Here is a 22,736-nt window from a genome sequence, read left to right on the forward strand (position 1 = left end):
GATTGAATAAAAAGTGAAATACTCAATTTTTGAGTAATGGAAATCTATAATTTTACAACAAAATAGAAATTTAAATTTATGAGTTCAGATTCTCAAATCACAAACACAATACACTCTGAAGATCAAGCAATTCATTCTGATTCTCAGTTAAAACAAGGAAGAACAGCCTATATCAATAAGGTATTCAATTGGATGGCCCTAGCACTCCTAATAACTGGTGTTACTGCTTATTTCGCTGCAAGTAGCGAACAATTGATGAACTTAATTTTCTCTAATAAACTGGTATTTTACGGGTTGTTAATAGGTGAGGTTGTATTGGTAGGTTACATAGGCTCTAATATTCAAAAACTATCTACCACAACGGCAACTTCATTATTTATTTTATACTCAGTTTTAAACGGAATAACATTATCATTTATTCTATTGCTATTTACCTCTGCCTCTATTGCTACCACATTTTTTGTTACTGCAGGAACTTTTGGTGCAATGAGTGCTTATGGCTATTTCACCAAAAGAGATCTTACAAGTATCGGTAATCTTTGCTTTATGGCTTTGATTGGTATTATTATCGCCTCGATTGTAAATATTTTCTTTTTTAGCGAAATACTATATTGGGTAATAACTTATGCTGGTGTCCTTATCTTTGTTGGCTTAACAGCCTATGATACTCAAAAAATTAAAAGGATGTATCGTGCTGGTATGGAAGATTCTGATATCGGTCATAATCTTGCTTTAATGGGAGCAATTACATTGTATTTAGATTTTATAAATATGTTTTTATTTATGCTTCGTATTTTTGGAAACAGAAGATAAAATAATTCTATATTCAATAAAAAAGCGCTTCATTTACGAAGCGCTTTTTTTATATTTTAATCTCAGATTAGAAGCTTTTAGTTGAGTTCTTCCAAAGCTTTAATAAGAGAATCCTGCCAATGCGGAATTTGAATTTGGAAAGTTGACTTTGCTTTACGCTTATCTAAAACGCTATAGCAAGGTCGTTTTGCTGCAGTTGGATAATCTTCAGATCGAATTGGTTTTAAACCTATGTTAATTCCTGAAATTTTAAAAATATTGAATGCAAAATCATACCAGCTAGCCACACCTTCATTGCTGTAATGATAATGTCCATATTGGTTAGATTTAGAGCTTATTATTTTCAATATAAATTCGGCTAAATCTCCAGCATAAGTAGGAGTTCCTAGTTGATCGTAGACTACAGATAAGCTTTCTCTTTCTTTTCCGTACTTCAGCATAGATTTTACGAAATTATGACCAAATTCGGAATATAACCACGAAGTGCGAATAATGAAATATTGCTCTAATTTCTTCTGAATAGTTTCTTCTCCAGCTAATTTAGTAGTACCATAAACACTCTGAGGCTTGGTTTGATCTTCTTCTTTGTAGGGAATGTTTTGAATGCCTTGAAATACAAAATCTGTAGAAATATGAATTAAGGTAACTCTAAATTCCCTACACCATTCACTCAAAATTGAAGTTGCCTCATTATTTATCAAATTAGCGCTTTTCATTTCCGATTCTGCCAAATCTACCTTTGTATAAGCTGCACAGTTTATGCAGTAATCAAAACGGTTTTCAGCAAAAGTATTTTTAACATTTTCAGCATCTGTAATGTTTAACTCAGCTGAACTTTTAAAATAAAATTGAAATTCAGGGAATCGTAGGCTTATTTTTTTAATACTCTGCCCTAACTGGCCAGATGCGCCTGTTACTAAAATACTTACCATACCAATTTACATAGTCGCTTTTAGCTGTTCCAAAAACTCATTGAAACTTGGCAACATTTTATCTTTTTCAGAAATAATAAGCTCATCATCCTCTAATTGCCAATCTATACTCAACTGCGGATCGTTGTAGATAATTCCAGTTTCAGATTCCTTATTATAAAAGTTATCACATTTATAATAAAAAAGAGCGGTTTCACTGAGGACCACAAATCCATGTGCACAACCACGTGGAACAAATAGTTGCTTTTTATTTTCCTCTGATAAGATTGAAGAAAATATTTTACTAAAAGTAGGGCTATTAGGACGTAAATCTACTGCTACATCTAACACTTTCCCTTTTAAAACACTAACAAGTTTTGCCTGAGCATATTTACCGGTTTGCATGTGTAAACCTCTTAAAACCCCTTTTTGAGAAAAAGACTGGTTATCTTGAACAAACTCTGTATTTACATCTGTCTTTTTTTGAAAAAGATTTTTATTGAAACTTTCATAGAAATATCCTCTTTCATCTTTAATTATTTTTGGTTCGATTTCAAAACAGCCTTCTATGCTAGTTCTTTTTACTTCCATTAAATTGTCGCTAATAAATTTTTACTGTATCCACTTTTAAGAAAGGGCTCAGTTAAACTCACAAATTGCTCTTTTGTGATATATCCCATTTTTAAAGCTGAAGCCTCGATAGCACCAACTTTTAACCCTTGTCTTTCTTCAATTACTTGAACAAATTGGGATGCCTGCATTAAAGAATTAAATGTTCCTGTATCTAGCCAGGCCGTTCCGCGGTCCAATATACTAACATTAAGTTTTCCTCGATTAAGATATTCCTTATTTATATCAGTTATTTCTAATTCCCCTCTCTTACTAGGTTTAATATTTTTAGCTATATCGATAACATTATTGTCGTAAAAGTAAATACCAGGTACTGCATAATTCGATTTTGGTATTGATGGCTTTTCTTCAATAGAAATTGCCATTTGATTATCATCAAATTCTACAACTCCGTATCTTTCAGGATCTGTTACATGATAGGCATAAATGATTCCTCCATCGGGTTCATTATTTGCTTGTAATAAATTGGATAATCCTGAACCATAGAATATATTATCGCCCAATACCAATGCTACTTTATCTTTACCTATAAAATCTTCGCCAATTAAAAAAGCCTGAGCTAGACCTTCTGGTTTAGGTTGGACGGCATATTCAAAAACACAACCATATTTAGTTCCATCTCCCAGTAACTTTTTAAATAATGGCATATCGTGCGGTGTGCTTATTATTAATATTTCACGAATACCAGCTTCCATTAAAGTAGAAAGTGGATAATAGATCATTGGTTTGTCATATATAGGCATTAATTGCTTACTTACGGCTATAGTGCAAGGATGCAATCTTGTTCCAGATCCCCCCGCTAATATTATTCCTTTCATAAATTATAATTATATTGATTGAATTAATTAGAGAGAATATTTCTATATTTATTTAAGTACCAATTTATGGTTAATTCAATTCCACTTTCAAAATTTTCATCTGCTATCCAACCTAGCTCATTTTCAATTTTAGATGCATCTATTGCATAACGGTAATCATGCCCAGCGCGATCAGTAACGTACGAAATTTGATCTTTGTAACTTTTTCCAGATTCACACGGAATTTCATGATCTAAAAATTCACAAATTTTCTCTGCAATATAAATATTTGTTCGTTCGTTTCTACCACCTATGTTGTAGGTTTCTCCAGTGATACCTTTTTTAAAAGCAAGTTCAATCCCTTTACAATGATCTAAAACATAAAGCCAATCTCTTATATTCTTACCATTACCGTATATGGGAATTTCTTCTCCCGCCAAGGCTTTTCTAATAATTACAGGTATAAGTTTTTCGTCGTGTTGCTTTGGCCCATAATTGTTGGAACAATTAGTGGTTACCACATTCATCCCATAAGTATGATGATAACTTCTTACTATAAAGTCTGAAGATGCTTTAGAAGCGCTATATGGACTATTAGGTGCATAGGCAGTAGTTTCATGGAATAATCCCTCTTCTCCTAAAGTACCATAAACCTCATCTGTAGAAACATGATGAAATCTAGAATTTTTGTAATCTTCTTTATAAACTCCAGGAGAAATCATCCAGTAATTTTTAGCAACATCTAATAAATTAAATGTACCAAGTATATTAGTTTGCATAAATGCATCTGGATTTGCTATACTATTATCTACATGGGATTCGGCAGCTAAATGAATAACATTTTTGATATTATATTGATGAAAGATTTTTTCTATTAAATCTCTATCGCATATATCGCCTTCAATAAATGTATATCTATCGTTATTTTTTAATTCACTCAAATTATCAATAGTCCCAGCATAGGTTAACGCATCTAAATTAACGATAGCGCTATCTAAATTATTTTTTAGATAATGAATTATAAAATTTGAACCTATAAAGCCACAACCACCTGTAACTAAAATATTATCCATAGTTTGCTGTTTTTAATGGTAGCTAAAAATTATACTGAATTAAACAAAAAATTTCTAATGAAGTTTAAAAAACTTTGACAATTAGACTATTAAACAAAAAAAAGCGACAAAAAACCACTATAATCTATTTACGTCCCTTTAATTCTTCTCATTTATTATTCAATTCAATAAAATCTTAAATGTCAAAATTATAAACTAAAAAACATTATTTAATAAAAAAGCTCAAATCTTAATAGAAATGAGCTCGAATTTATTATAAAACTTAGAAAAATTTAAATTTCATCTATCTTCTCTAAGGTAAATGAACAAGCGCCATTTACTAATGAAAGTTTTGAAGCATCACGATCGTGACCACCAACATTTACCTGTCTACCGTACACAGCTACTTGTTCCCACTGTTGTAACTTTATTAGTTTATTTAAGGTTACCGTATATTTTTCATTATCATCAATTGCACTATCGATCGTAATATATACAGAAGACCCCGCTATTTTATTACCCCACTTTGCTAAATAAAATTCATATACAGTATCTTCGGCATCGTCATCCTCTGTATTTAAAGTAATTGTTGCATTTACTTTAAAAATACCACCTTGACTAACCTGAATACCGTCTTGTTCTATTTTAATATTTTTTGAAAGTGAGTTAACGCCAAATTTCACGACAGATGGTTGACCTGTATTATTAAGCCTTGCTGAACTATTATTATATAAATCTGCATATACTTTACCTGAACTTCCCGAATTTCCCCCACTAGAGTTTAGATCTTTCCATGTTGCATTTCCATTAGCATCGGAAGTAAGTACCTTACCAGCCCCCTGGCTTCCATCAGTTAATTTAAAACTTCCATCTACATCTAAGGTTGCTGCAGGATCATAAGTTCCTATTCCCACTTTAGATTTATACCAGTCATTTTTACTTCCGTTAGCGTCGTACCCCGCATTCCCTATTACCACTGTATGTTGCTTTTTAGTTTGAGCACCATAACCAATAGCTACAGAATATTGCTGAGTTGCCTTTGCTTCAGATCCTATTGCGATTGAATTTGTTCCTTTAGAAATGGCTTTATAACCATAAGAAATGGAGTTGCTTCCCTGAGCACTTGAATTGTCTCCAACAGCCATGGCATGCATTCCTGAAGAATTGGCTTCATTACCAATCGCGGTACTAAATTGATTGGAAGCAATAGCTCCTACACCGAAAGCAGAAGCAAAAACATCGGAAGATTTACTATTTTGTCCAATCGCGATTGAAGCACTTGCACTTGCAACAGCATCTGTACCTACGGCAAAGGCATCGGTCGCACTAGCATAAGAATTATTTCCTATAGCGTAAGAACTAGTTCCATCAGCTTTAGAGTTTACACCTAGGGCAAAAGCATTAGTTTGATTGGTTTCAGAATTGTACCCTAATGCTACAGATCTGTTAGTATTAGCCTTAGCCTTTGTTCCTATAGCAAAAGCATCCTGATTACCACTGGCATCAGATTCTTCTCCTAAAGCAAAAGATCGTTGAGCATCATCAATAATTGATTTCCGCCCCAAACTCACGCCTCCATTAGGGTGAAACTTTCCTATAGGCTCATTATTTACTTTAAAATTGAGTTCTGCATAAGTAGTGCTTCCCAAAAATTTATCTGAAGTACCTCCATAACCTAAGTCGTTTCCTTTTAAAGTCCAACTTTCGCCAGATCCATCACCAAAAGACGATTTTAAACTATCTATTCTTTTATTGATTTCATCTGCATCGCGCTGCGATTGAATTTGATCCCATTTTTCGCCATCCCAGATGTAGAAACTATTATTTAAATGCTTCTGAGCATTTTTTTGCTTATTGTATATTAACAATCCTTCTGCAGGATTATTAATTGTATTGCGATCTTGCAAATCTTTTAATGAAATTTGCGGAAGTAGAACTCCAGCGTTTTCACTATGAATATCGAGAACAGCTGAAGGGTGAGGTTTAGTGGTACCTATACCAACCTGAGCATTTACAGATGTATTTGTGAAAATTGTTAGAATAAAAATCAAAAAAACAGAAAAAAATAAATTCTTTTCAGCAGGGTAAAATTTCTCCATTATATATCGCTTTATACTTTTATAACCTGTTTATTTTTAATAAACAGCGCGAATATAAAGTGAAAAACTACCTAAAATAAAAGTTTACGATAAGGCACGTATATATTCGTTTAAAAACGTTTTTTTAACATTATCTAAGGTTTAAATTATAGGAAATTAGCAAAGGTTGATTTGAAAAAGTAAGTAAATATGTTTCTATAAAACAGCAAATATAAATGTAATAGCAATAAAAAATAAGTAAGATAAGTTTGAAAAAGATATATTTTGAACTCTAAATAATTTTCAACAATCAATCAAAAAATACACTATATTTTATGTTATTGAAATTAGATAAAATTAATTAAAACTGCCCAAACAAAAATTTAAAGATGTTCAAGTTGTTCAGGCAGCTTTAAGAAGTTTTTACTTTTCGAGTCCGCGTTGTAGCACCTCTTTAATCCCTTCCAGATTTTCACTAAACGCCATCATTTGCGATAGCACTTGTGCCATTTCATTTTTGTCCCCAAAGCCTTTCAGCTTATTGTTCTTCACAAAAGTTTCTTTAATAGCATTCCAGCGTTTTTGTTCTTCTTCAGAAATACTTCCTCGAAGTTCTTTAAACTTTAATAAATTTGCTTCAGCAGCGGCTGTTAGGGTTTGCGATTCGTTTTCGTAATGAGATAATATTAAACTATTTAATTCTTTTTCATTCATTATCGGGACTACTTTCGAGACCAATTTATTCATATCTCGATATGATCCTTGCAACTTAAAAGCAGGTTCGGTTCGATATTCGTCTTCCATTCCGGCCGATTTTATATAAGTAGCATTCACTTTTAAAACGATATTTCGAATACTTAACACTTTTGCTAAAACCGATTTATAATCGCTAATTTCCTGCTGTGTATGATTTCCTTTTAATTCACCCGCATCCGAATCATTTTCTACGCGATCGATTAACGTGTATACATCATCAAAATTCCGTGAACTTAGCTGATGTAATACCGGATTGGAAGTCAATGAGTTTTCTAACAGACTTAATTTGAATAAACTTTCGGTATCGCCAATAATATCTCCCAAATTATAAATATCAGCACGGTTAGAAAGCATATCAGGAATCCTGAATTTTTCACCACTTTCGGTATACGGATTTCCCGCCATGATCACGCAAAATTTCTTTCCGCGCAAATCATAAGTTTTGGGTTTGCCGTTAAAAATTCCTTCAATTTTTCGGGTTCCATCTGCCAGCGAAATAAACTTCTGCAAAAATTCAGGATTACAATGCTGAATATCGTCTAAATACAACATCACATTATTACCCATTTCAAAAGCCAGATTCAGCTTTTTTAATTCTTCTCTGGAAGCTGAATTTGTCGCAGCTCCAGGATCTACCGAAGTAATATCGTGACCAATCGCAGGGCCGTTAATCTTCATAAAAACCAGTCCTAAGCGGTTGGCTATGTACTCCATTAAGGTAGTTTTACCATAACCCGGTGGCGATACCAATAAAAGCATTCCCATCCGGTCGGTACGGCGGTTCTCCCCTACACTTCCCAATTGTTTCGCTAAATTTTCTCCGAATAATGGAAAATAAACCTGATCGATCAATTTATTCCGAACAAAAGAAGTCAAAACTCTTGGCTTAAATTCGTCTAATTTCAGCTGCTCTTTTAAATCTTCAGTGACCTGATGTCTTGCTTTTCTAAACGCCTGAAAGGCCGGTACACTATAATTAAAATACAATTGAAGTTTTTGCGTAAACTCATGAAAATTGAACTGAAACTGTCCATTTTCGATGTTTTTATGATCTCCTTTTAATCCTGAAATTACTGAGGAAGGATCGATATGATTCACCTCCGGATTTTGTTGCGGAAATAAAATGCAACAGGTCGCTTCATCAATATAATTTGATTGATTTTCTAACAATTTCGCCTTAGCAAACGCCTGAAGCCATTGTTTAACCAACCTTATTTTTGCTGAATACGAGTGTAAACTGTCAAGGCTATTTTTAAATTGAGATTCGGCTTTCTCTTTCTTCAGCATTTGCTGAAAATCATCTGCTAATTTTTTTGCCAATCCGCTCACCACAAATTGATCGTCGCTTTGCAGTTCTTCAAATAGATATTGTGCAGTTTCTATACTAACTTCCGCAGAAAATAAGCCCGAATTTTGCCCAAATTCGCTTATTACCTGCTCTAATTCCTGGATTAAAAAATCATATTCGCGAGTATTGGGGAAATATTTTAAAACCTGCCCCGAAGCTTTTATCGAATTATTGTACCCTTTTTTAGCATCGGTATCTAATTGATTCCAAAAATATCTGGCAAAAGCTCGAATTTCAGATCTATATTTTAAAATGCCCAAATCTTTATGCTTTTGCACCAAAATTTGCAGAATTTTACTCGCATCAAGATCATGAACGCCTTTTATATAACCTTCAGAATAATTACTGCTGCTTTCTTCCTGAATGAGTTTTAGTAATTCATCTTCATTCCATTCGTAAAGCTTTTCAGGAGCCTGACTTTTATAAATCTTGAAAGCTAAAAATGAAGAACGATACACCAAATCATTTTCAGAAATAAATTCCTGATTCCAGTATTCACGGCTATTATTTAAAATCTCATTTTCCAGTTCCTGGTAAAAGTCGGTTCCGCTTAGATGATAAAATAATTTATCGTCTTTAAAAACAATACTAAGATCCAGTTCTTGTCGGTTAACCCCGAATTTATGATTGCCGAGTTTGATGATATTTTCGCCATCTTCGTAAAGATCCTGCTTGTCTTTCAACTTACGCAACGCATCTTCTCTACTCGTTTTTAGCGAGGTTTCAATCTCTTCAGCATTACCGCTATCGTCTAATTCACGCAACTGCTCCACAATATCGCGAAGCTTATTCACCATTAAATCTGAAGCATAATACCCATTAATTTCAGAAACTGATTTCAGACTTTCTGCCTTTTTGCCAATACTTTTTAAAATACGATCTGCAGCGGTTTGCAGCGCAATAGCTTTTTTATTTCGCTTTTCGTTGATTGCACTTTTTTTACTTTCAAATGCGTTATAAACTTCTTCGCGCTTTTCAATAATTTCAGTAATAAATTGCTCAAAATCGGCAAATTTTCCTTCTAATTCTTCTAGTTGGATGCTGACTTTGGTTTGAAATTCATCACATTTTTCAGGCGTTGAGGCAATATCCAGATAATTGATGATACTTTGATCGATCAATTTTAACTGTGCAGCAAAATCGGCTTGAGCTTCTTTACTTCCCAGTGATTTCTTCTTATTCTTTATCGCTGCTTTTAACTGATTAATTGTCGCAAAAATCAACGAAATATTATCGATTATTTTGGTGGAATGCGAGGTGTCTTCGATATCTAAATTCGATACAATATCGATAAGCATTTCCAAATCTAACGCAATTTGGTTGACTTCATCTTCCAGTTTTTTAGCTTCAACTACTTTGCTGATTTTATCGAGTTGCTGCTGCTTTTCTTCAACTTTATCATGATACGGTTGTAAAGCTTTATCGTTCAGCAAAAATTCTACACAGCGTCTGGAAATTGTAGTGGTTTGCTCGGCAATTTCAGATTCTAACGATTTTATAAATTCTTCGTTTACATATCGAATTTCGTATAAGCCAATCACCTCACCACGTAAAGCTCGAAGTTGCGAGAGTAATTCGACAAATTCGTTGATGTTTTTAAAAGAAGTGCTCTTTATTTTACTGAAAAGCTCTTGTGCTTTCTGCTGAATTTCTTTGGTTTGTTTTTCAGCATTTTTCTTAAGCTGAATTACTTTCTGAAATTCATCGATCGCTGCATTTGCGGCGATATTGATCTCTTTTAACGGCTCACTTAAAACAGCGGTTTCTTTTTCGTTTAGCCAATAATAAGCGTCTAAAATATTCTTTGAAGATTTAGCAATATCGGCATACAATCCGTCGTAATTATCTTCTTTACTAAGCAATGTAATGAGTTCATTAGCCTCTGCCATTGCTTTTACGATATCTTTATTCCCAATTTTATACAACATCGAATCCTGATGCTCAGAAGGCATAATATCGCCCTCCAAATACGGTGTTTGCCAAATCTGGATCATATGATGTTTGGTTTGCTCGTCATCAGCTTTAAAATAACATAGCTCGCCATTGGGTAAAATGGTGAAACCGCCACAAACAATAGGCGTTTTAATTTCTTGCTCAATCATATTATAATCCATGAGCAGATACGTACCTTTTGAAGCAGAATAGAAAATATAGAGGAAATCTTCTCCATTTGGAGAGTTTATAATTCCCTGATATTTTAAAGACTGAACTTCGTTGGAGAACAGATGAAATTCTCCGGTTTGTAAATAATAGCCGTTCGGAAAAATAATTCCCTGATCGTCTGGTAATAAAACTGCCGTTTCTTTGATTGAATCGATTTTCTGAACTTCCTGCATTTTGTGATTGTACACAAAATAGCGTGCTTCTTCCTGAAAAGGTTTAATTTCAAGAACTATTAAATTCCCAAGATCGGCAAAGCGAATCTGGCCATCGTCTAGCGTTTGATCTTTATAATCTACCGGCTCAGAATAGATTCCCATTCCGTCGTTTGTATTATCTTCAATTTTAATGGTAAGATCGCCGCCAATCGTTTCTACAAAAACCTTGTCTAAGATCGCAACATGCGGATGTTCGCCATAGCGTTGCATATCGCGCGTGGCTTCCTGCCAGTTGAATTGATGCTGTTTTGGGTACTTAAATTCGTGTTCGCTCCGATTATCGATATACGTAAGCGAATTATCTTTTATAAGCCATTTAAAGGTCTTGATATCGGTAACGCTTTCACTCAACTGAAAAACCATATGCAAGTAATTCCCAATGATGGCAAACTTGCTAAAGATAGTATTTCGATAATATTTATAAAGATTTGAAAAATCGGTTTTAAATGTTTCATCTTCCAGTAAATCCAAAGAAACCGATTCGAAATGTTCCTCATCAAATTTATAAATACTGAAAACATCAGAAAGTGTAATTTCTGTACGTAATCCAAAATGAACATTATAGCCAAAAATACAGGTGTTTCCTAGCGAAATTATATCTCTGGCGACACAATGATTTTCGGTACTAATTCGATTATTGGCAATTAATTGCGTTTCTAGCGAACCAAAAACCGTTTTTCGCGAGTCATTTAAGGTATTAAGACGTTCCTGTAGAGCAAATTTATGGGTGTTAAGTCGTTTACGGATAATCTCGTAGGTGCCGCCATCTAAAGCATCTTTTTGTACCGACTTTTCTTCGTTAGTATTCATTAGGTTTTGTGGTAAGTTTAGGGTTTAAATGCTATACTTATTGAAGTAGAATGAACTAAAGAGTATGAGATCGCAGGCCGAGCCTGAAAATAGCAATACTTTAAATTTCATTGCTAAAAACAGGATGAGACCCTGAATCAAGTTCAGGGTGACATTCCTATTTAATGAATTCTTGATTAAACCTTTAAGGTTGAAACTCGCTTATCAGACAATCCTAAACCTTTAGCAAGATTGAATAAATTGCCTAGCATTGTTTGTTCATTTTGGTCGTTTGAGCGCCCTTTTAGTTCCATGATCAAATTAGCGATCGTTAGGTTTTTGATATCTTCGGAAGAGATTCCGTATTTCTCTGAAAACTCACGCACTTTGGTTAGTAAATTTCCTTTGATATCGTCACTTCCTAAAATAGAATCTTTTAAATCCTGAATATTCGAGCTGTTTTGAACCAATCGATCAAATCCTTTACCTCTGGTAATCTGCCCAATAATCTGATCGAAGAACATGGTTTCACCACCAACAATATCGATCTTCGCGGCTTTAAGTGCATCACTAATTACATGCGCCTGTGCATCGGCAATATCTTTTTGAATATTGATATGTGCCAAATCTACTTGTAATTCTTTATCCAGTTTCAACTTAAATTCTTCGTGTTCTTTACCAACACCATCAAGTTTCTTCATCGCAGCAGCTTTTTCTTCGATACCGGCAGCATCGGCAAGTGCTTTATCTCTAATCACATCGGCTGCAGCTTTTCCTTCTTTTCTACTAGCTTCGGCTTTAGCTTCCATTCCGGCAGCTTCCGCTTTGGCTTTTTTCTCGATGATAAGCGCTTCCATAAGTCCTTGTCTCTCGCTGGCATCTGCTTTCGCATGCATTACTTCAGCTTCAGATAAACCGATTGTTGCTTCTTCTTTCGCTTTAGCTTCAGCAATAGTTTTTCTGGCTTCAGCTTCTTTCTCACTAGCTTCTTTATGCGCCTGCGCTTCGATATTAATTTCTTCTGCTTTTTGCTTGGCAGCTTCTTTTTGAGCTTCCGCAGCTTTAATGGTTTTAATCAAGTCTTCCTGAGCATTCGCTTCAGCAATAGTAACTTTTACTTGCTTCTCACGGTCGGCAGTTTTAAATGCCTGAATATCTTTCATATTCTCCTGCTCTTCTACCACTCCTTTTTCTAACATTACTCGATCTCTTATGACATCCTGAATGTTTTTCTTCTCTACTTCAAGCACTTTCTCTTTTTCGATCTGAGCCAAGGTAACGATACGTTCTCTTTCTGTCGCCTCTAGCATGCGGTCCTTCTCTACTCTTTCGCTTTCTACGGCTTCAGTTCGTTCTTTGTTTTTCGCCGCCACAATGATCTGACGGTTCATATTCTCTTCGGCAACTTTTACTTTTTCTTCCGTGGCAATTCTAGCCGTTTCAGATTTTAAACGTTCTTCTTCAGAGACTTTGCTAACTTCGGCATTTTCTCGTGCCTTGATGTTTGCGATTTCTCGTTTTTGAGCTTCTTCTTTTTCAGCTAATTGCTTATCTAATTCTAGAATAGCTTCGCGAGCTTCAACATCCTGCTTTCTTATAGTTTTTTGCTCATCACGCTTAATAAGGTTCGCTTTCATATTCTGAACAGCGGTAAGCTCGGTAATCTTTTTGATCCCTTCCGCATCCAGAATATTATCCGGCTTTAAATGCGTAATTGGTGTTTGCTCTAAAAAGTCGATCGCACAATCTTCTAAAGTATAACCATTAAGATCGGTACCAATGATGTTTACAATCTCGTCTCTAAATTCGCGACGTGCTTCGTATAATTCGATAAAATCGAACTTTTTTCCTACAGTTTTTAAAGCTTCAGAAAATTTAGCTTCAAAAAGGTCTTCTAAAGTTTCGATTCTTGAGGCACGATCTACCCCAATGGTTTGTGCCACTCTTTTAATAAAAGAGATATCATTATTCACGCGAACAAAAAAGGCTACTTTAATATCTGCACGCATATTGTCTTTACAAATAAGACCTTCGTGCTCCATTCTTTCGATCTGGATCTTCTTTACAGAAATATCCATAACTTCCACTTTGTGGAAAACAGGTACCACGTAAAGTCCTTTATCTGTGGCTACTTTGGTTCCGCCGAAACCAGTACGAACAATCGCACGGCCTTGTGGAACTTTCTTGTAAAACATCGCAATTATTGCGAAGTATACTACGATTAGGAACAGTATTCCCCCTAATCCAATTCCGATAATTGGTAAGATTTGATTCATTTTTTAATAAGTAAGATTAGTCGTTATAAGATTGTACTAAGAAGTAATTTTTATCAGCAGATTGCTTGATAATTAAAATTTTATCCTGGTAATTTAATTGATGCCCATCTAGAGATTTTACGTAAATCGAATGCGAATCGCCATTAGCGTGGATCTCGGCATTTCCCATTTTATCTCCAGAAATACTGGATAACAAAATACCTTGCCTGCCAATATAATCGATGGCTTTATCGCCGTCTTTATTTAGGTTTTTAAAGAAACCTTTAAAGGGTGTCGTGAAAATTTTCGTGACAAACAAAGAAGTAAAAAAACCGGCAATCATAATAGCGAAACCTAAAAAGTGATCATACGTATAGGTTAATGCTGTTGTTAGTGCCGTGGTAAACCACCAGATAAAAATAAAACAAGTAAAGGTGAACATAAATGGCAGGCCAACAAAATTGAAGTAGATCAACATAATTTGCCACCATTTTAAAGGCTGGATACGTTTACCCACTACGCTTTCTTTGTTCAGCTCGGCATTAGATACATCCTGAAATTCCATATTCGAACCGTCGGTCGAAATATCTACATCCAAGTCGGCGTCGATATCGATATCCATATCGTATTCAAATTCGATTCCGCTAACCATGGTTAATATCCAATACACTATTAGAAGAATACAAAGAATACTTAAGGTGATATTTACCTCAGAGAATAATATGTCTGTTAAACTGGTCAATTTCGTTATTTTTTATCATCATTTAATCCAAGTTGATCTTTAAGTTTGCTAAGATCATCTTCCGCTTTTGCTTCTGTAGTGCTTGCTGCTTTTTCAAGCTCATCATCTATAGATTTAGAAGCACCAGCGATATCGCCATAGGCTTCAGCCAAAGCTTCTTCCTGCGCTACTTTTTCTTTCATTCGCTCTAACATAGAAACCGTACTACTACTATCAATTTCAGCCATTTGCTTGTTAAGGCTCTTGGTAGCATTGCTCACTTTAACACGGGCTTTAAGTGTTTTAAGTTCGTTTTCCCAGTTACTAATATTCGATTTAATGGTTTGAATATTTCGCTCTAACTGCGCTACATTTTCGTTGAACTTTTTTGCTTCTTCTTCAGAGCGTTCTACATGTTTTTGAGCTTCTCCTTTTTTCACTAAAGCTTCACGAGCTAAACGATCTGATTCGGTTTTATCCATCTCGCCTCGTTCTCCTTTCTTCAAGATTAAAATCGCTTTATTGTGATAATCTTCTTTTTTATCAAGATATTCATCCTGATCATTTTTAGCTCTAATGGCTAAGGCTTTTACTTGCGCTAAAGCTTCCATGTTTTTTTCTAAATCTTGTTTAAGATCTCTAATTCCCTGTTCAGTTAACTTGATGGGATCTTCCATATTGTCGATAGCCGAATTAGCTTCAGCTTCTCCTATTTTAAATAATCGCTTAAAAATGTTCATAACGTTAAGGTTTAATATTTTGAAAATTCTATAATTTTTTCTGAATACTCACTCATTAATAAACTGAGTGAATTTAAGGATCCTTCCAATTCATTAAGATCTAAGTTTTCTATTTGAAGGGTATCTCTAAAGATCACTTTTTCTCCGGAATCGTCGAGCACAAAGGCACCATGAATAATATCGCGGTTCTTTTGTAACAGGCTTCGGAAAATCTTTTCTGACTGGTTATTAATTCTGAATAAAAACTGCTCCATAATTAAAATAGGCGGTGCGACACCCAGAATTAGGTTTTTAATGCCAAAGCTTTCTTTTTGAATCATTAATATCCCTTCGCTTTCGTTTTCGAATTCGATATCAAAGTTTAATTCTAGCAGAAAATTTTTGGTGATCTGATAGTGATTTTTCATCTAGACAATATTTTTGATTGGTGTTAAATATTACGGTATAATAATACGAAAATCTATTTTCTTTTAAGGTATTATTAACACTATCACTGTAGTAATTAGTAAAGTTATCATTGGTTACATTGGTTATAAGTTAAAGTAAGTTCTCGCTAACAGCTTTAGCAACTTCTTGAATTAAGGATTTTATTCAAGAAAAAACCAAAGAAATTAGTAATTATCAAATGTATTAGCTAATATTGTTAGATAAAGATACTACTAAATTTCAATATTGCAAATAATTTTAGCAAAAAATGTCGTATTTCGGTAAAAATATTAGGAAGATAAGGAATGTTAAGAAATTAAGTCAGCAGGCTTTTGCTGAACTTTTTGATCTAAAACGTGGTACACTGGGGGCTTACGAGGAAGAAAGAAGTGAACCAAGGATTGAAACCATTATCAGGATTGCTAATTATTTTAGTATCTCTATAGATGATTTGCTAACGAGCGAGTTAACCGTAAACAAATTATTGAAGTTTAAGGACGACCTTGCTTTTCACGGTACTTTCCACAAAGAGAAATTCACTAAAGTTCCCTGTGTAACTGCTAAAAGTGAAGCTGATTATCAACAATATTATGACAAACCCCATTTTATTGAAGATTTACCAAAACTTCATTTACCAATTAATTCAGAAAAAAAATTAAGAGGTTATATTATTTCTAATTTGGAAATGACGAATAACGACAAAGGATATTGTCCTAAGGATGTGGTTATAGGTGAAAAAATAGAACAAGAAAGTTACACAAAAATAGCCAATGGTAATCTTGTACTTATTATGGTACACGATAAATTGCTTCTCCGAAAATTTTACCATTCTGATGAACATATCACTTTAAGAGCGACTAATAAGAATATCGACGATATTAAAATTCAACTTAAAGATATAAAAGAGATGTGGTGTGTAAAATATTGCTTTCTTAAACGAATCCCCGAAAATAATAATGTTGAGATTGAACAAAAATTAAGTTTTCTGGAACAGGAATTCATGAAACTGAAGGAAAATTTTAAATAAAAGTTATTAATTTTTAAGTATTTTAGATTACTAAAACCTACTGTCATGAAATCGCTTTTTACTCTTATCACGATTTTATTGCTTCAACTAAATTGTTACGCTCAGACAGAAAAATATACTTTCTCAGTAATTCACAAAGATGATAAAATAGGTGAACTAAATGCGATTAAAGAAAGAAAAGGAGACCAAACGCAATACATTACAAAAACAAATATTGAAACTCGCATTTTAGCTAAAATAAGCGTTAATTATACTTTTGATGTGTTTTTTGAAGAAGCTCAATTTCAAAAATCTAATGTTGAAATTTATTTGAATGGAAAAGAACGAACAAAAACAAAAACGCTAAAAGCCAAAAAGGGTTATAACTTTTACGAGTCGGGAGATTGGGAAAAAAGTATAACTACTCCCGTCTCTTATTGTTGTGTACAGCTCATTTTTGAAGAACCCGTAGGGAAAAGTACCGTTTACAGTGAGGAAACTGGCGTTTTTCACAGTCTAAAAAAGATTGGCGAACATTCTTATGCTAAAGAGAATGAAAAAGGTAGAGAAAGTATATTTCATTATAAAAATGGAATACTTTACAAAGCAGAAATTGATGCAGGAATTATAGAATTTGATCTAATGCTACAGCGATCATAAAGACTTAGAAATTTCTAGTAACTTTAAACAAGTTTTCCAATTCCTGGTGGTGCAATTTATTTTCAAAATCTTTTCAGCAACACTATTATTTATTTGCGATTTACTATACCGCTCTGTAGCACAGCAAATATAAACACAGTCTTTGGCAATTTTAAATTCATCTGGAGCGGAATCGAAAACTTCCAGTTTTTGGCGATTTTGGATTATAGGCTCAGATTTAAAAAAACAGCAATGCAAACGCTTAATATCTATTTCTGAATAAGGGCTTTCGTTAATAATACTTTCTAATCTTCTAGCCGAAATCACGATCGTTTGCACTTCAAAACCATAATGTCCTTTTATTTTTTTCTGAATAAAATGCTCTAAAGTAGCGGTATTATATTCAGAAGAATTAAAGATTATGTTTCCGCTTTGGATATAGGTTTTTATATTTTCGAGTATACCATCTTCACTTAGCAATTCCCTAAGTTCTGCCATTAGTATTTTTTTATGACCGCCAACATTTATACCTTTTAAAATCGCTATGCTTGTTCCCATTTACTATTTAGAAAAATTAACACCAAACGCTAAATCGAGGTGAATTTAAAAATAATTAAGATACTAATTCTAAGTCTTAGCCTAATTTTGCTAGAAATATAGAAAATTGTCTATGGTAAAAGTAAAAGATCCCAAAAGTATAGCTAATGCACTAAAAGAACTTTTGGAGAAAAATCACGATGCAGGAGAGGTTTACAAAGATGGAATTGAGGAAGCGGAAAGTGATCTTTTAAAAGATTTCATTTTAACACAGGCAAGTCAACGGGCTAGATTCGCTAAAGAATTAGAGCGCGAACTTTATCAATTAGATGAAGTTCCTTCTTCTTGTGGAACATTTCAGGGAACTTTGGAGCGTACCTGGATGGATATTAGAACCATTTTTATGGAAAATAAAGATGAAGCTATTTTAGAAGAATGCTTAAAAGGAGAACAAGAAAGTGCCGAGGAATACGAGCGAGCTATCGAAAAATATGATTTTAGTGAAGACGTACTTCGAGCACTAAATGGGCAATTAGACGAAATAAAATATACGGTTAGTAAAGTTTCTAAAATAAAAGATCTTGAGACCTACGGGACTATCTCAAAAACTGTGTAAGTAGAAAATATCGGGGTTTGCAAACCCCGATATTTTTTTAATCTTGCCTGTAATTTCAGGCCTCTAATATTTACACAGTAATGAAAAAAGAAGATTTATTTGACGATGATTTTTTAAAGCAGTTCAAATCCGGAGAAGAACTCAGTAATTTCCTAAAACAACTCCAAAAGCGTGGTCTGGAAAAAATGCTGGAAGGTGAGCTTGATGGTCACCTTGATTACGAGAAAAACCAGCGATCTAAAGAAGGTAATACCCGCAACGGCTATTCCCAGAAGAAGGTTCGCAGTTCCTATGGAGAAGATTCTATAAAGGTTCCAAGAGACAGGGACGGATCCTTTAATCCCATGATTGTTCCAAAGCGGCAGAATATGGTTGATGGAATCGAGAATGTAATTGTCTCTCTTTATGCCAAAGGAATGAGCAATAGTGATATCGAAGAACAGATCTCTGAAGTCTATGGTTTTGATGTTTCTACTTCCACCATATCCCGAATAACTGACCGGATTAGCAATGATATTGTCGCCTGGCAGAACCGCCCTTTAGAGCCGGTTTATCTTATTGTCTGGATGGATGGGATTGTGTTTAAGGTACGAGAGAACTCCAAGGTAGTCAACAAAACGATTTATATCGCAGTAGGTCTTAGGAGGGATGGAAAGAAAGAGGTTCTTGGCCTATGGCTGGGTAAGAATGAATCTGCGGCTTTTTGGATGAGCGTACTTACTGATATGAAAGCCCGTGGTGTGGAGGATATTCTGATCACCGCTACAGATAACCTGAATGGATTTACCGATACCATTAGAAACGTATTCCCGGAATCCAGAACGCAAATATGTGTAGTCCACCAGATCAGGAATGCTTGCAGGTATGTGGTCTGGAAAGATAAAAAAGCCTTTACAAAGGATATGAAGCTCATCTATGATGCTCCGACCAAACAGGCCGCAGAAGCTGCCCTAGAGGATTTTGCACGCAATTGGAATGACAAGTATTCCTATGCTATTAAAAGCTGGAGAGACAACTGGGAAGATCTTACAGTTTTCTATGAATTCCCACTCGAGATCAGGCGTATCATTTACACCACCAACCTGATTGAAAATTTAAACGGTAAGATCAGGAAGTACACCAAGAATAAATTATCCTTCCCAACAGATGATGCTGTTATGAAATCAGTATATTTGGCATTAAGGGAAGCCACAAAAAAGTGGACTATGCCGGTTAGAAACTGGGGAATTATCCTCAATCAGTTCTTAACTATATATGAAGAAAGGGTTCGACTTTAAGTAATAAAGCCAAACCCCCTTATTTAAAACTTACACACTTTACGGGATAGTGTCAGACCTACTAATATTTAGATCTTTATTTTTTTATGGGAATCATATAAACTGGCACATTAGTTTTTTCTAAAACTTTTGATGCCACTGTTCCCACTAATACTTTTTCAATGGTAGAATGGCTATGTGTTCCCATAACAATTAAATCTGCACCCCATTCTTCAGAATATTTAAGGATACCACGATAACTGTCACCAATTTCCAACGCAGTACTAACTTTGTCGTCATCAAATTGCTTTTTGGCCGTTATCAAATAATCTTCTGCCATTTCTTGCAATTGTGTGGTAACTCCCAAATCGAATCCCATATTCTGGTATCCAGGATATCCTAAAAAGTTAGAATAATTTACTCCGTAATGAGAAACGTCGGCTAATACATGAAGAAGACATACTTCTGCGTTCATCTTTTTCGCAAGTTCATAACCAGCGGTAGCTACTATTTCTGAATTTGGATGATAATCCAAGGCGATCAAAACTTTTTTCATAATTATAAAATTTTATTTTATGGCGTTATTAGTTCTTCTTTTAAATAAGAACCTGTAGCTACGGAAGGATAAAATACCGAATAAGGTTTTATCTCATCATTTATCTTTTTATTAATTAAATTTCGGTTTAATTCTGAAAGGTCAGTACATCCTGCTGCAGCAAATAGCTCTAGAAAATCATCTAAAGTTTGTTCCTGATAGTTTTTAACACGCTTCCATTTATCTTCTACCACTAAACCATTCATCAATCTTGTATTGTTAGTAGCTACACCCGTTGGGCATTTATTAGAATCACATCTTAAAGCTTGTATGCATCCAAGTGCGAGCATCATCCCTCTTGCCGAGTTACAAACATCAGCACCGATACTTAAGGCTTTAAAAATATCAAAAGCAGTTATGATTTTTGTCGCAGTAATTATCTTGATATCCTTTTTCAGGTCGTAGCCATTAAGCACATCAACTACAAATATTAGCGCTTTTTCCCATGGCATTCCCACATAGTTAGAAAAATCTATTGGTGCTGCACCTGTTCCTCCTTCAGCACCATCTACTGTAATAAAATCTGGTTTTATACCTGTCTCTACCATTTTTTCGCAAATCTCCAGAAATTCATCTTTAGAGCCGATACTTAATTTGAAACCGACTGGTTTTCCATTAGATAAATCGCGTAGCTGCTTTACAAATTTCAGTAAAGATTCAGCATCACTAAAAGCGGAATGTCCTGGAGGAGATAATACATCTGTATGCGGCTCTACTCCTCTAATTTCAGCAATTTCTTTATTATTTTTTGAAGCCGGTAAAACACCACCATGTCCCGGTTTTGCACCTTGAGAAATCTTTATTTCGATCATTTTAACTTCCGGCCAGTTGGCTTTTTCTTCAAAAAGCTTAGGATCAAAGTTTCCATCATCGGCACGACAACCAAAATATCCTGTACCTATTTCCCATACCAAATCTCCGCCGTTTCTATGATAATCTGATATACCGCCTTCCCCGGTATCATGAAAAAAGTTGCCAGCCTTGGCTCCTTTATTTAAAGCTTCAATGGCATTTTTGCTAAGCGAACCATAACTCATAGCTGAAATATTAAATAGCGAAGCAGAATAGACTTGCTTACAATCTGGTCCTCCAATAACCACCCTTGGATAATCTTCTTTAACTTTAGATGGATAAATACTATGCTGCATCCATTTAAAATTCTCTGCTTCAACGTTAAGCTGAGTTCCAAAAGGATGTGTTTCTTTCTCTAATTTTGCACGTTGATAAATATAACTTCTATGGTTACGATCAATTGGTTTACCATCAGTATCATTTTCTATAAAATATTGGTGAATTTCAGGACTTATCAATTCTAATAAATAACGCATATGCCCCAAAAGCGGAAAGTTTCTTAAAATGGTATGTTCTTTCTGAAAGATATCATATATACCGATACCAAAAAGCACTACTCCGAGAATCGAAAATCCCCATGCCGGCCATATAATTGTACAAATAATTAATCCTACTATTACAGCTACGATAAGTGTAAAACGTATGGCTTCGCGCATAAAATTTAATTTAAAGAATAGAATATTTTTAGAAAATATAAAACTAAAGAGCATTTAACATTTTTAGTGCTAAAATCCTGTTATAATTTGATGTAAAATAAAAAAATCGACCGCAGCAGGTCGATTTTAGATATTTTAATTGACTATTTTTTTATTGTTTAATTACCATTAAACTGGCTTTGGCTCCGGTTAAGAGATTCCACTCCTGCCCTACTAATTGCTTGCCATCTTCACCAAATACTTTTAACTGAGCGGTATTTGGACCAGAAGTTCCTTGATTTAAAGCTTCAAATTCTATGGTATTAAAACCGCTTTGCAAAGTGACCAAAATGGGCTTATATCCGCCGGTTAATAAGAAATTCTTATAGATCACTTCACCATTGACAGTTATTTTCACTCGATCGCCATCAACAAATTGATGATCTCGGCAGTAAAGTTCTACAAATTTCCCTTCGGTCTTAACATCACCCAAGTATTGATCCTTTCTGTATTCCGCTTTAGCTTCTTTATCCTTTTTCCACTCCTTTGCTACGCGATCACCCTCAGATAAAAGACCATTATCTTCTATTCGCATATTTACTTTTGGCTGCTCCTTTTTCATGAAGATATTCTCGGTCTCCTCTTCAATCCTTGGCATAAAAATATTGTTGCTCCCCGTAGAAGTAGATTTTAAAGTTCCTCCAGTATTGGTGGTACGAGGAATTTCAACCTGAGCCTGGCTCCAGGTTGTTGCTAAGATTAAAAATAACAGCGTTAAAGATATATTTTTCATTATTTAGTTGAATTATCTAAAAAGAATACACTCAAAAATCTAACCAAAATTAAGCATTTTAATTGAACTTCAATAAGATCCTTATTTTGAGAAAATGTTATCGATGTATATGC

The 22,736-nt window shown here is 34.4% G+C and carries 19 protein-coding genes; 5 read left to right on the forward strand and 14 right to left on the reverse strand.

What is annotated here, in order from left to right; genetic code table 11:
* Nucleotides 1-78: 78 nt before the first annotated feature.
* Entirely contained in the window at nucleotides 79-813 is a 735-nt protein-coding gene (locus PBT89_RS09205) for a Bax inhibitor-1/YccA family protein (RefSeq protein ID WP_270061637.1), read from the forward strand.
* A gap of 77 nt (nucleotides 814-890) precedes the next feature.
* Here the strand turns inward: PBT89_RS09205 and rfbD are convergent, their stop codons facing one another.
* The 10 genes from rfbD to PBT89_RS09255 all read right to left on the reverse strand — a co-directional run bounded on the left by rfbD (nucleotide 891) and on the right by PBT89_RS09255 (nucleotide 15,675).
* A complete protein-coding gene (gene rfbD, locus PBT89_RS09210; RefSeq protein WP_270061638.1) occupies nucleotides 891-1,745 on the reverse strand; it encodes a dTDP-4-dehydrorhamnose reductase in 855 nt (284 codons plus the stop codon).
* A 6-nt stretch (nucleotides 1,746-1,751) separates the two neighbouring features.
* The gene (gene rfbC, locus PBT89_RS09215; protein WP_270061639.1) at nucleotides 1,752-2,315 is read right to left on the reverse strand and encodes a dTDP-4-dehydrorhamnose 3,5-epimerase; all 564 of its coding nucleotides are present in this window, start codon (nucleotides 2,313-2,315) and stop codon (nucleotides 1,752-1,754) included.
* On the reverse strand, nucleotides 2,315-3,172 hold the full coding sequence (gene rfbA, locus PBT89_RS09220; RefSeq protein WP_270061640.1) for a glucose-1-phosphate thymidylyltransferase RfbA: 858 nt from the start codon (nucleotides 3,170-3,172) through the stop codon (nucleotides 2,315-2,317). Before rfbA ends, rfbC begins: the two co-directional genes overlap by 1 nt.
* Before the next feature lie 23 nt (nucleotides 3,173-3,195).
* Nucleotides 3,196-4,224, reverse strand: a complete 1,029-nt coding sequence (gene rfbB, locus PBT89_RS09225) for a dTDP-glucose 4,6-dehydratase (RefSeq protein ID WP_270061641.1) — start codon at nucleotides 4,222-4,224, stop codon at nucleotides 3,196-3,198.
* A 272-nt stretch (nucleotides 4,225-4,496) separates the two neighbouring features.
* On the reverse strand, nucleotides 4,497-6,302 hold the full coding sequence (locus tag PBT89_RS09230; protein WP_270061642.1) for a hypothetical protein: 1,806 nt from the start codon (nucleotides 6,300-6,302) through the stop codon (nucleotides 4,497-4,499).
* A gap of 402 nt (nucleotides 6,303-6,704) precedes the next feature.
* The gene (locus tag PBT89_RS09235) at nucleotides 6,705-11,573 is read right to left on the reverse strand and encodes a DNA repair ATPase (protein ID WP_270061643.1); all 4,869 of its coding nucleotides are present in this window, start codon (nucleotides 11,571-11,573) and stop codon (nucleotides 6,705-6,707) included.
* Between the two features lie 176 nt (nucleotides 11,574-11,749).
* Entirely contained in the window at nucleotides 11,750-13,828 is a 2,079-nt protein-coding gene (locus PBT89_RS09240) for a flotillin family protein (protein WP_270061644.1), read from the reverse strand.
* Nucleotides 13,829-13,844: 16 nt separating this feature from the next.
* Nucleotides 13,845-14,549: a hypothetical protein gene (locus tag PBT89_RS09245; RefSeq protein ID WP_270061645.1), complete on the reverse strand. Its 705-nt coding sequence runs from the start codon at nucleotides 14,547-14,549 to the stop codon at nucleotides 13,845-13,847.
* Between the two features lie 5 nt (nucleotides 14,550-14,554).
* The gene (locus PBT89_RS09250; RefSeq protein ID WP_270061256.1) at nucleotides 14,555-15,268 is read right to left on the reverse strand and encodes a PspA/IM30 family protein; all 714 of its coding nucleotides are present in this window, start codon (nucleotides 15,266-15,268) and stop codon (nucleotides 14,555-14,557) included.
* Between the two features lie 11 nt (nucleotides 15,269-15,279).
* Nucleotides 15,280-15,675, reverse strand: a complete 396-nt coding sequence (locus PBT89_RS09255) for a CesT family type III secretion system chaperone (RefSeq protein WP_270061255.1) — start codon at nucleotides 15,673-15,675, stop codon at nucleotides 15,280-15,282.
* A gap of 287 nt (nucleotides 15,676-15,962) precedes the next feature.
* Here PBT89_RS09255 and PBT89_RS09260 point away from each other — a divergent pair, with 287 nt between their 5' ends.
* Entirely contained in the window at nucleotides 15,963-16,721 is a 759-nt protein-coding gene (locus PBT89_RS09260; RefSeq protein WP_270061646.1) for a helix-turn-helix domain-containing protein, read from the forward strand.
* Nucleotides 16,722-16,766: 45 nt separating this feature from the next.
* Nucleotides 16,767-17,360, forward strand: a complete 594-nt coding sequence (locus tag PBT89_RS09265) for a DUF6134 family protein (protein WP_270061647.1) — start codon at nucleotides 16,767-16,769, stop codon at nucleotides 17,358-17,360.
* Here PBT89_RS09265 and PBT89_RS09270 read toward each other — a convergent pair.
* Nucleotides 17,355-17,897 carry a DUF1697 domain-containing protein gene (locus PBT89_RS09270; RefSeq protein WP_270061648.1) on the reverse strand — a complete coding sequence of 181 codons (543 nt, stop codon included), beginning with the start codon at nucleotides 17,895-17,897 and terminating at the stop codon, nucleotides 17,355-17,357. The two genes, PBT89_RS09265 and PBT89_RS09270, sit on opposite strands and share 6 nt — an antisense overlap.
* 112 nt (nucleotides 17,898-18,009) lie before the next feature.
* On the opposite strand from PBT89_RS09270, the gene PBT89_RS09275 reads away from it, so the two are divergent.
* Together PBT89_RS09275 and PBT89_RS09280 are read left to right on the forward strand one after the other, a co-directional pair.
* On the forward strand, nucleotides 18,010-18,492 hold the full coding sequence (locus PBT89_RS09275; RefSeq protein WP_270061649.1) for a ferritin-like domain-containing protein: 483 nt from the start codon (nucleotides 18,010-18,012) through the stop codon (nucleotides 18,490-18,492).
* Nucleotides 18,493-18,572: 80 nt separating this feature from the next.
* A complete protein-coding gene (locus PBT89_RS09280) occupies nucleotides 18,573-19,769 on the forward strand; it encodes an IS256 family transposase (RefSeq protein ID WP_270061650.1) in 1,197 nt (398 codons plus the stop codon).
* Between the two features lie 76 nt (nucleotides 19,770-19,845).
* Here the strand turns inward: PBT89_RS09280 and PBT89_RS09285 are convergent, their stop codons facing one another.
* From PBT89_RS09285 to PBT89_RS09295, 3 genes are all read right to left on the reverse strand, one after another.
* Entirely contained in the window at nucleotides 19,846-20,304 is a 459-nt protein-coding gene (locus PBT89_RS09285) for a universal stress protein (RefSeq protein ID WP_270061651.1), read from the reverse strand.
* A 17-nt stretch (nucleotides 20,305-20,321) separates the two neighbouring features.
* A complete protein-coding gene (locus PBT89_RS09290; protein WP_270061652.1) occupies nucleotides 20,322-21,851 on the reverse strand; it encodes an FMN-binding glutamate synthase family protein in 1,530 nt (509 codons plus the stop codon).
* 151 nt (nucleotides 21,852-22,002) lie between these two features.
* Nucleotides 22,003-22,623 (reverse strand): hypothetical protein, encoded by a 621-nt coding sequence (locus PBT89_RS09295; RefSeq protein WP_270061653.1) that lies wholly within the window; start codon nucleotides 22,621-22,623, stop codon nucleotides 22,003-22,005.
* Between the last annotated feature and the right edge of the window lie 113 nt (nucleotides 22,624-22,736).

The organism is Zunongwangia sp. HRR-M8 (assembly GCF_027594405.1).
Lineage (GTDB): Bacteria > Bacteroidota > Bacteroidia > Flavobacteriales > Flavobacteriaceae > Zunongwangia.

Coding starts and splice junctions, on each gene's coding strand:
- PBT89_RS09205 (WP_270061637.1), top strand. CDS start 79: ATGAGTTCAGATTCTCAAATCACAAACACAATACACTCTGAAGATCAA.
- rfbD (WP_270061638.1), bottom strand. CDS start 1,745: ATGGTAAGTATTTTAGTAACAGGCGCATCTGGCCAGTTAGGGCAGAGT.
- rfbC (WP_270061639.1), bottom strand. CDS start 2,315: ATGGAAGTAAAAAGAACTAGCATAGAAGGCTGTTTTGAAATCGAACCA.
- rfbA (WP_270061640.1), bottom strand. CDS start 3,172: ATGAAAGGAATAATATTAGCGGGGGGATCTGGAACAAGATTGCATCCT.
- rfbB (WP_270061641.1), bottom strand. CDS start 4,224: ATGGATAATATTTTAGTTACAGGTGGTTGTGGCTTTATAGGTTCAAAT.
- PBT89_RS09230 (WP_270061642.1), bottom strand. CDS start 6,302: ATGGAGAAATTTTACCCTGCTGAAAAGAATTTATTTTTTTCTGTTTTT.
- PBT89_RS09235 (WP_270061643.1), bottom strand. CDS start 11,573: ATGAATACTAACGAAGAAAAGTCGGTACAAAAAGATGCTTTAGATGGC.
- PBT89_RS09240 (WP_270061644.1), bottom strand. CDS start 13,828: ATGAATCAAATCTTACCAATTATCGGAATTGGATTAGGGGGAATACTG.
- PBT89_RS09250 (WP_270061256.1), bottom strand. CDS start 15,268: ATGAACATTTTTAAGCGATTATTTAAAATAGGAGAAGCTGAAGCTAAT.
- PBT89_RS09255 (WP_270061255.1), bottom strand. CDS start 15,675: ATGAAAAATCACTATCAGATCACCAAAAATTTTCTGCTAGAATTAAAC.
- PBT89_RS09260 (WP_270061646.1), top strand. CDS start 15,963: ATGTCGTATTTCGGTAAAAATATTAGGAAGATAAGGAATGTTAAGAAA.
- PBT89_RS09265 (WP_270061647.1), top strand. CDS start 16,767: ATGAAATCGCTTTTTACTCTTATCACGATTTTATTGCTTCAACTAAAT.
- PBT89_RS09270 (WP_270061648.1), bottom strand. CDS start 17,897: ATGGGAACAAGCATAGCGATTTTAAAAGGTATAAATGTTGGCGGTCAT.
- PBT89_RS09275 (WP_270061649.1), top strand. CDS start 18,010: ATGGTAAAAGTAAAAGATCCCAAAAGTATAGCTAATGCACTAAAAGAA.
- PBT89_RS09280 (WP_270061650.1), top strand. CDS start 18,573: ATGAAAAAAGAAGATTTATTTGACGATGATTTTTTAAAGCAGTTCAAA.
- PBT89_RS09285 (WP_270061651.1), bottom strand. CDS start 20,304: ATGAAAAAAGTTTTGATCGCCTTGGATTATCATCCAAATTCAGAAATA.
- PBT89_RS09290 (WP_270061652.1), bottom strand. CDS start 21,851: ATGCGCGAAGCCATACGTTTTACACTTATCGTAGCTGTAATAGTAGGA.
- PBT89_RS09295 (WP_270061653.1), bottom strand. CDS start 22,623: ATGAAAAATATATCTTTAACGCTGTTATTTTTAATCTTAGCAACAACC.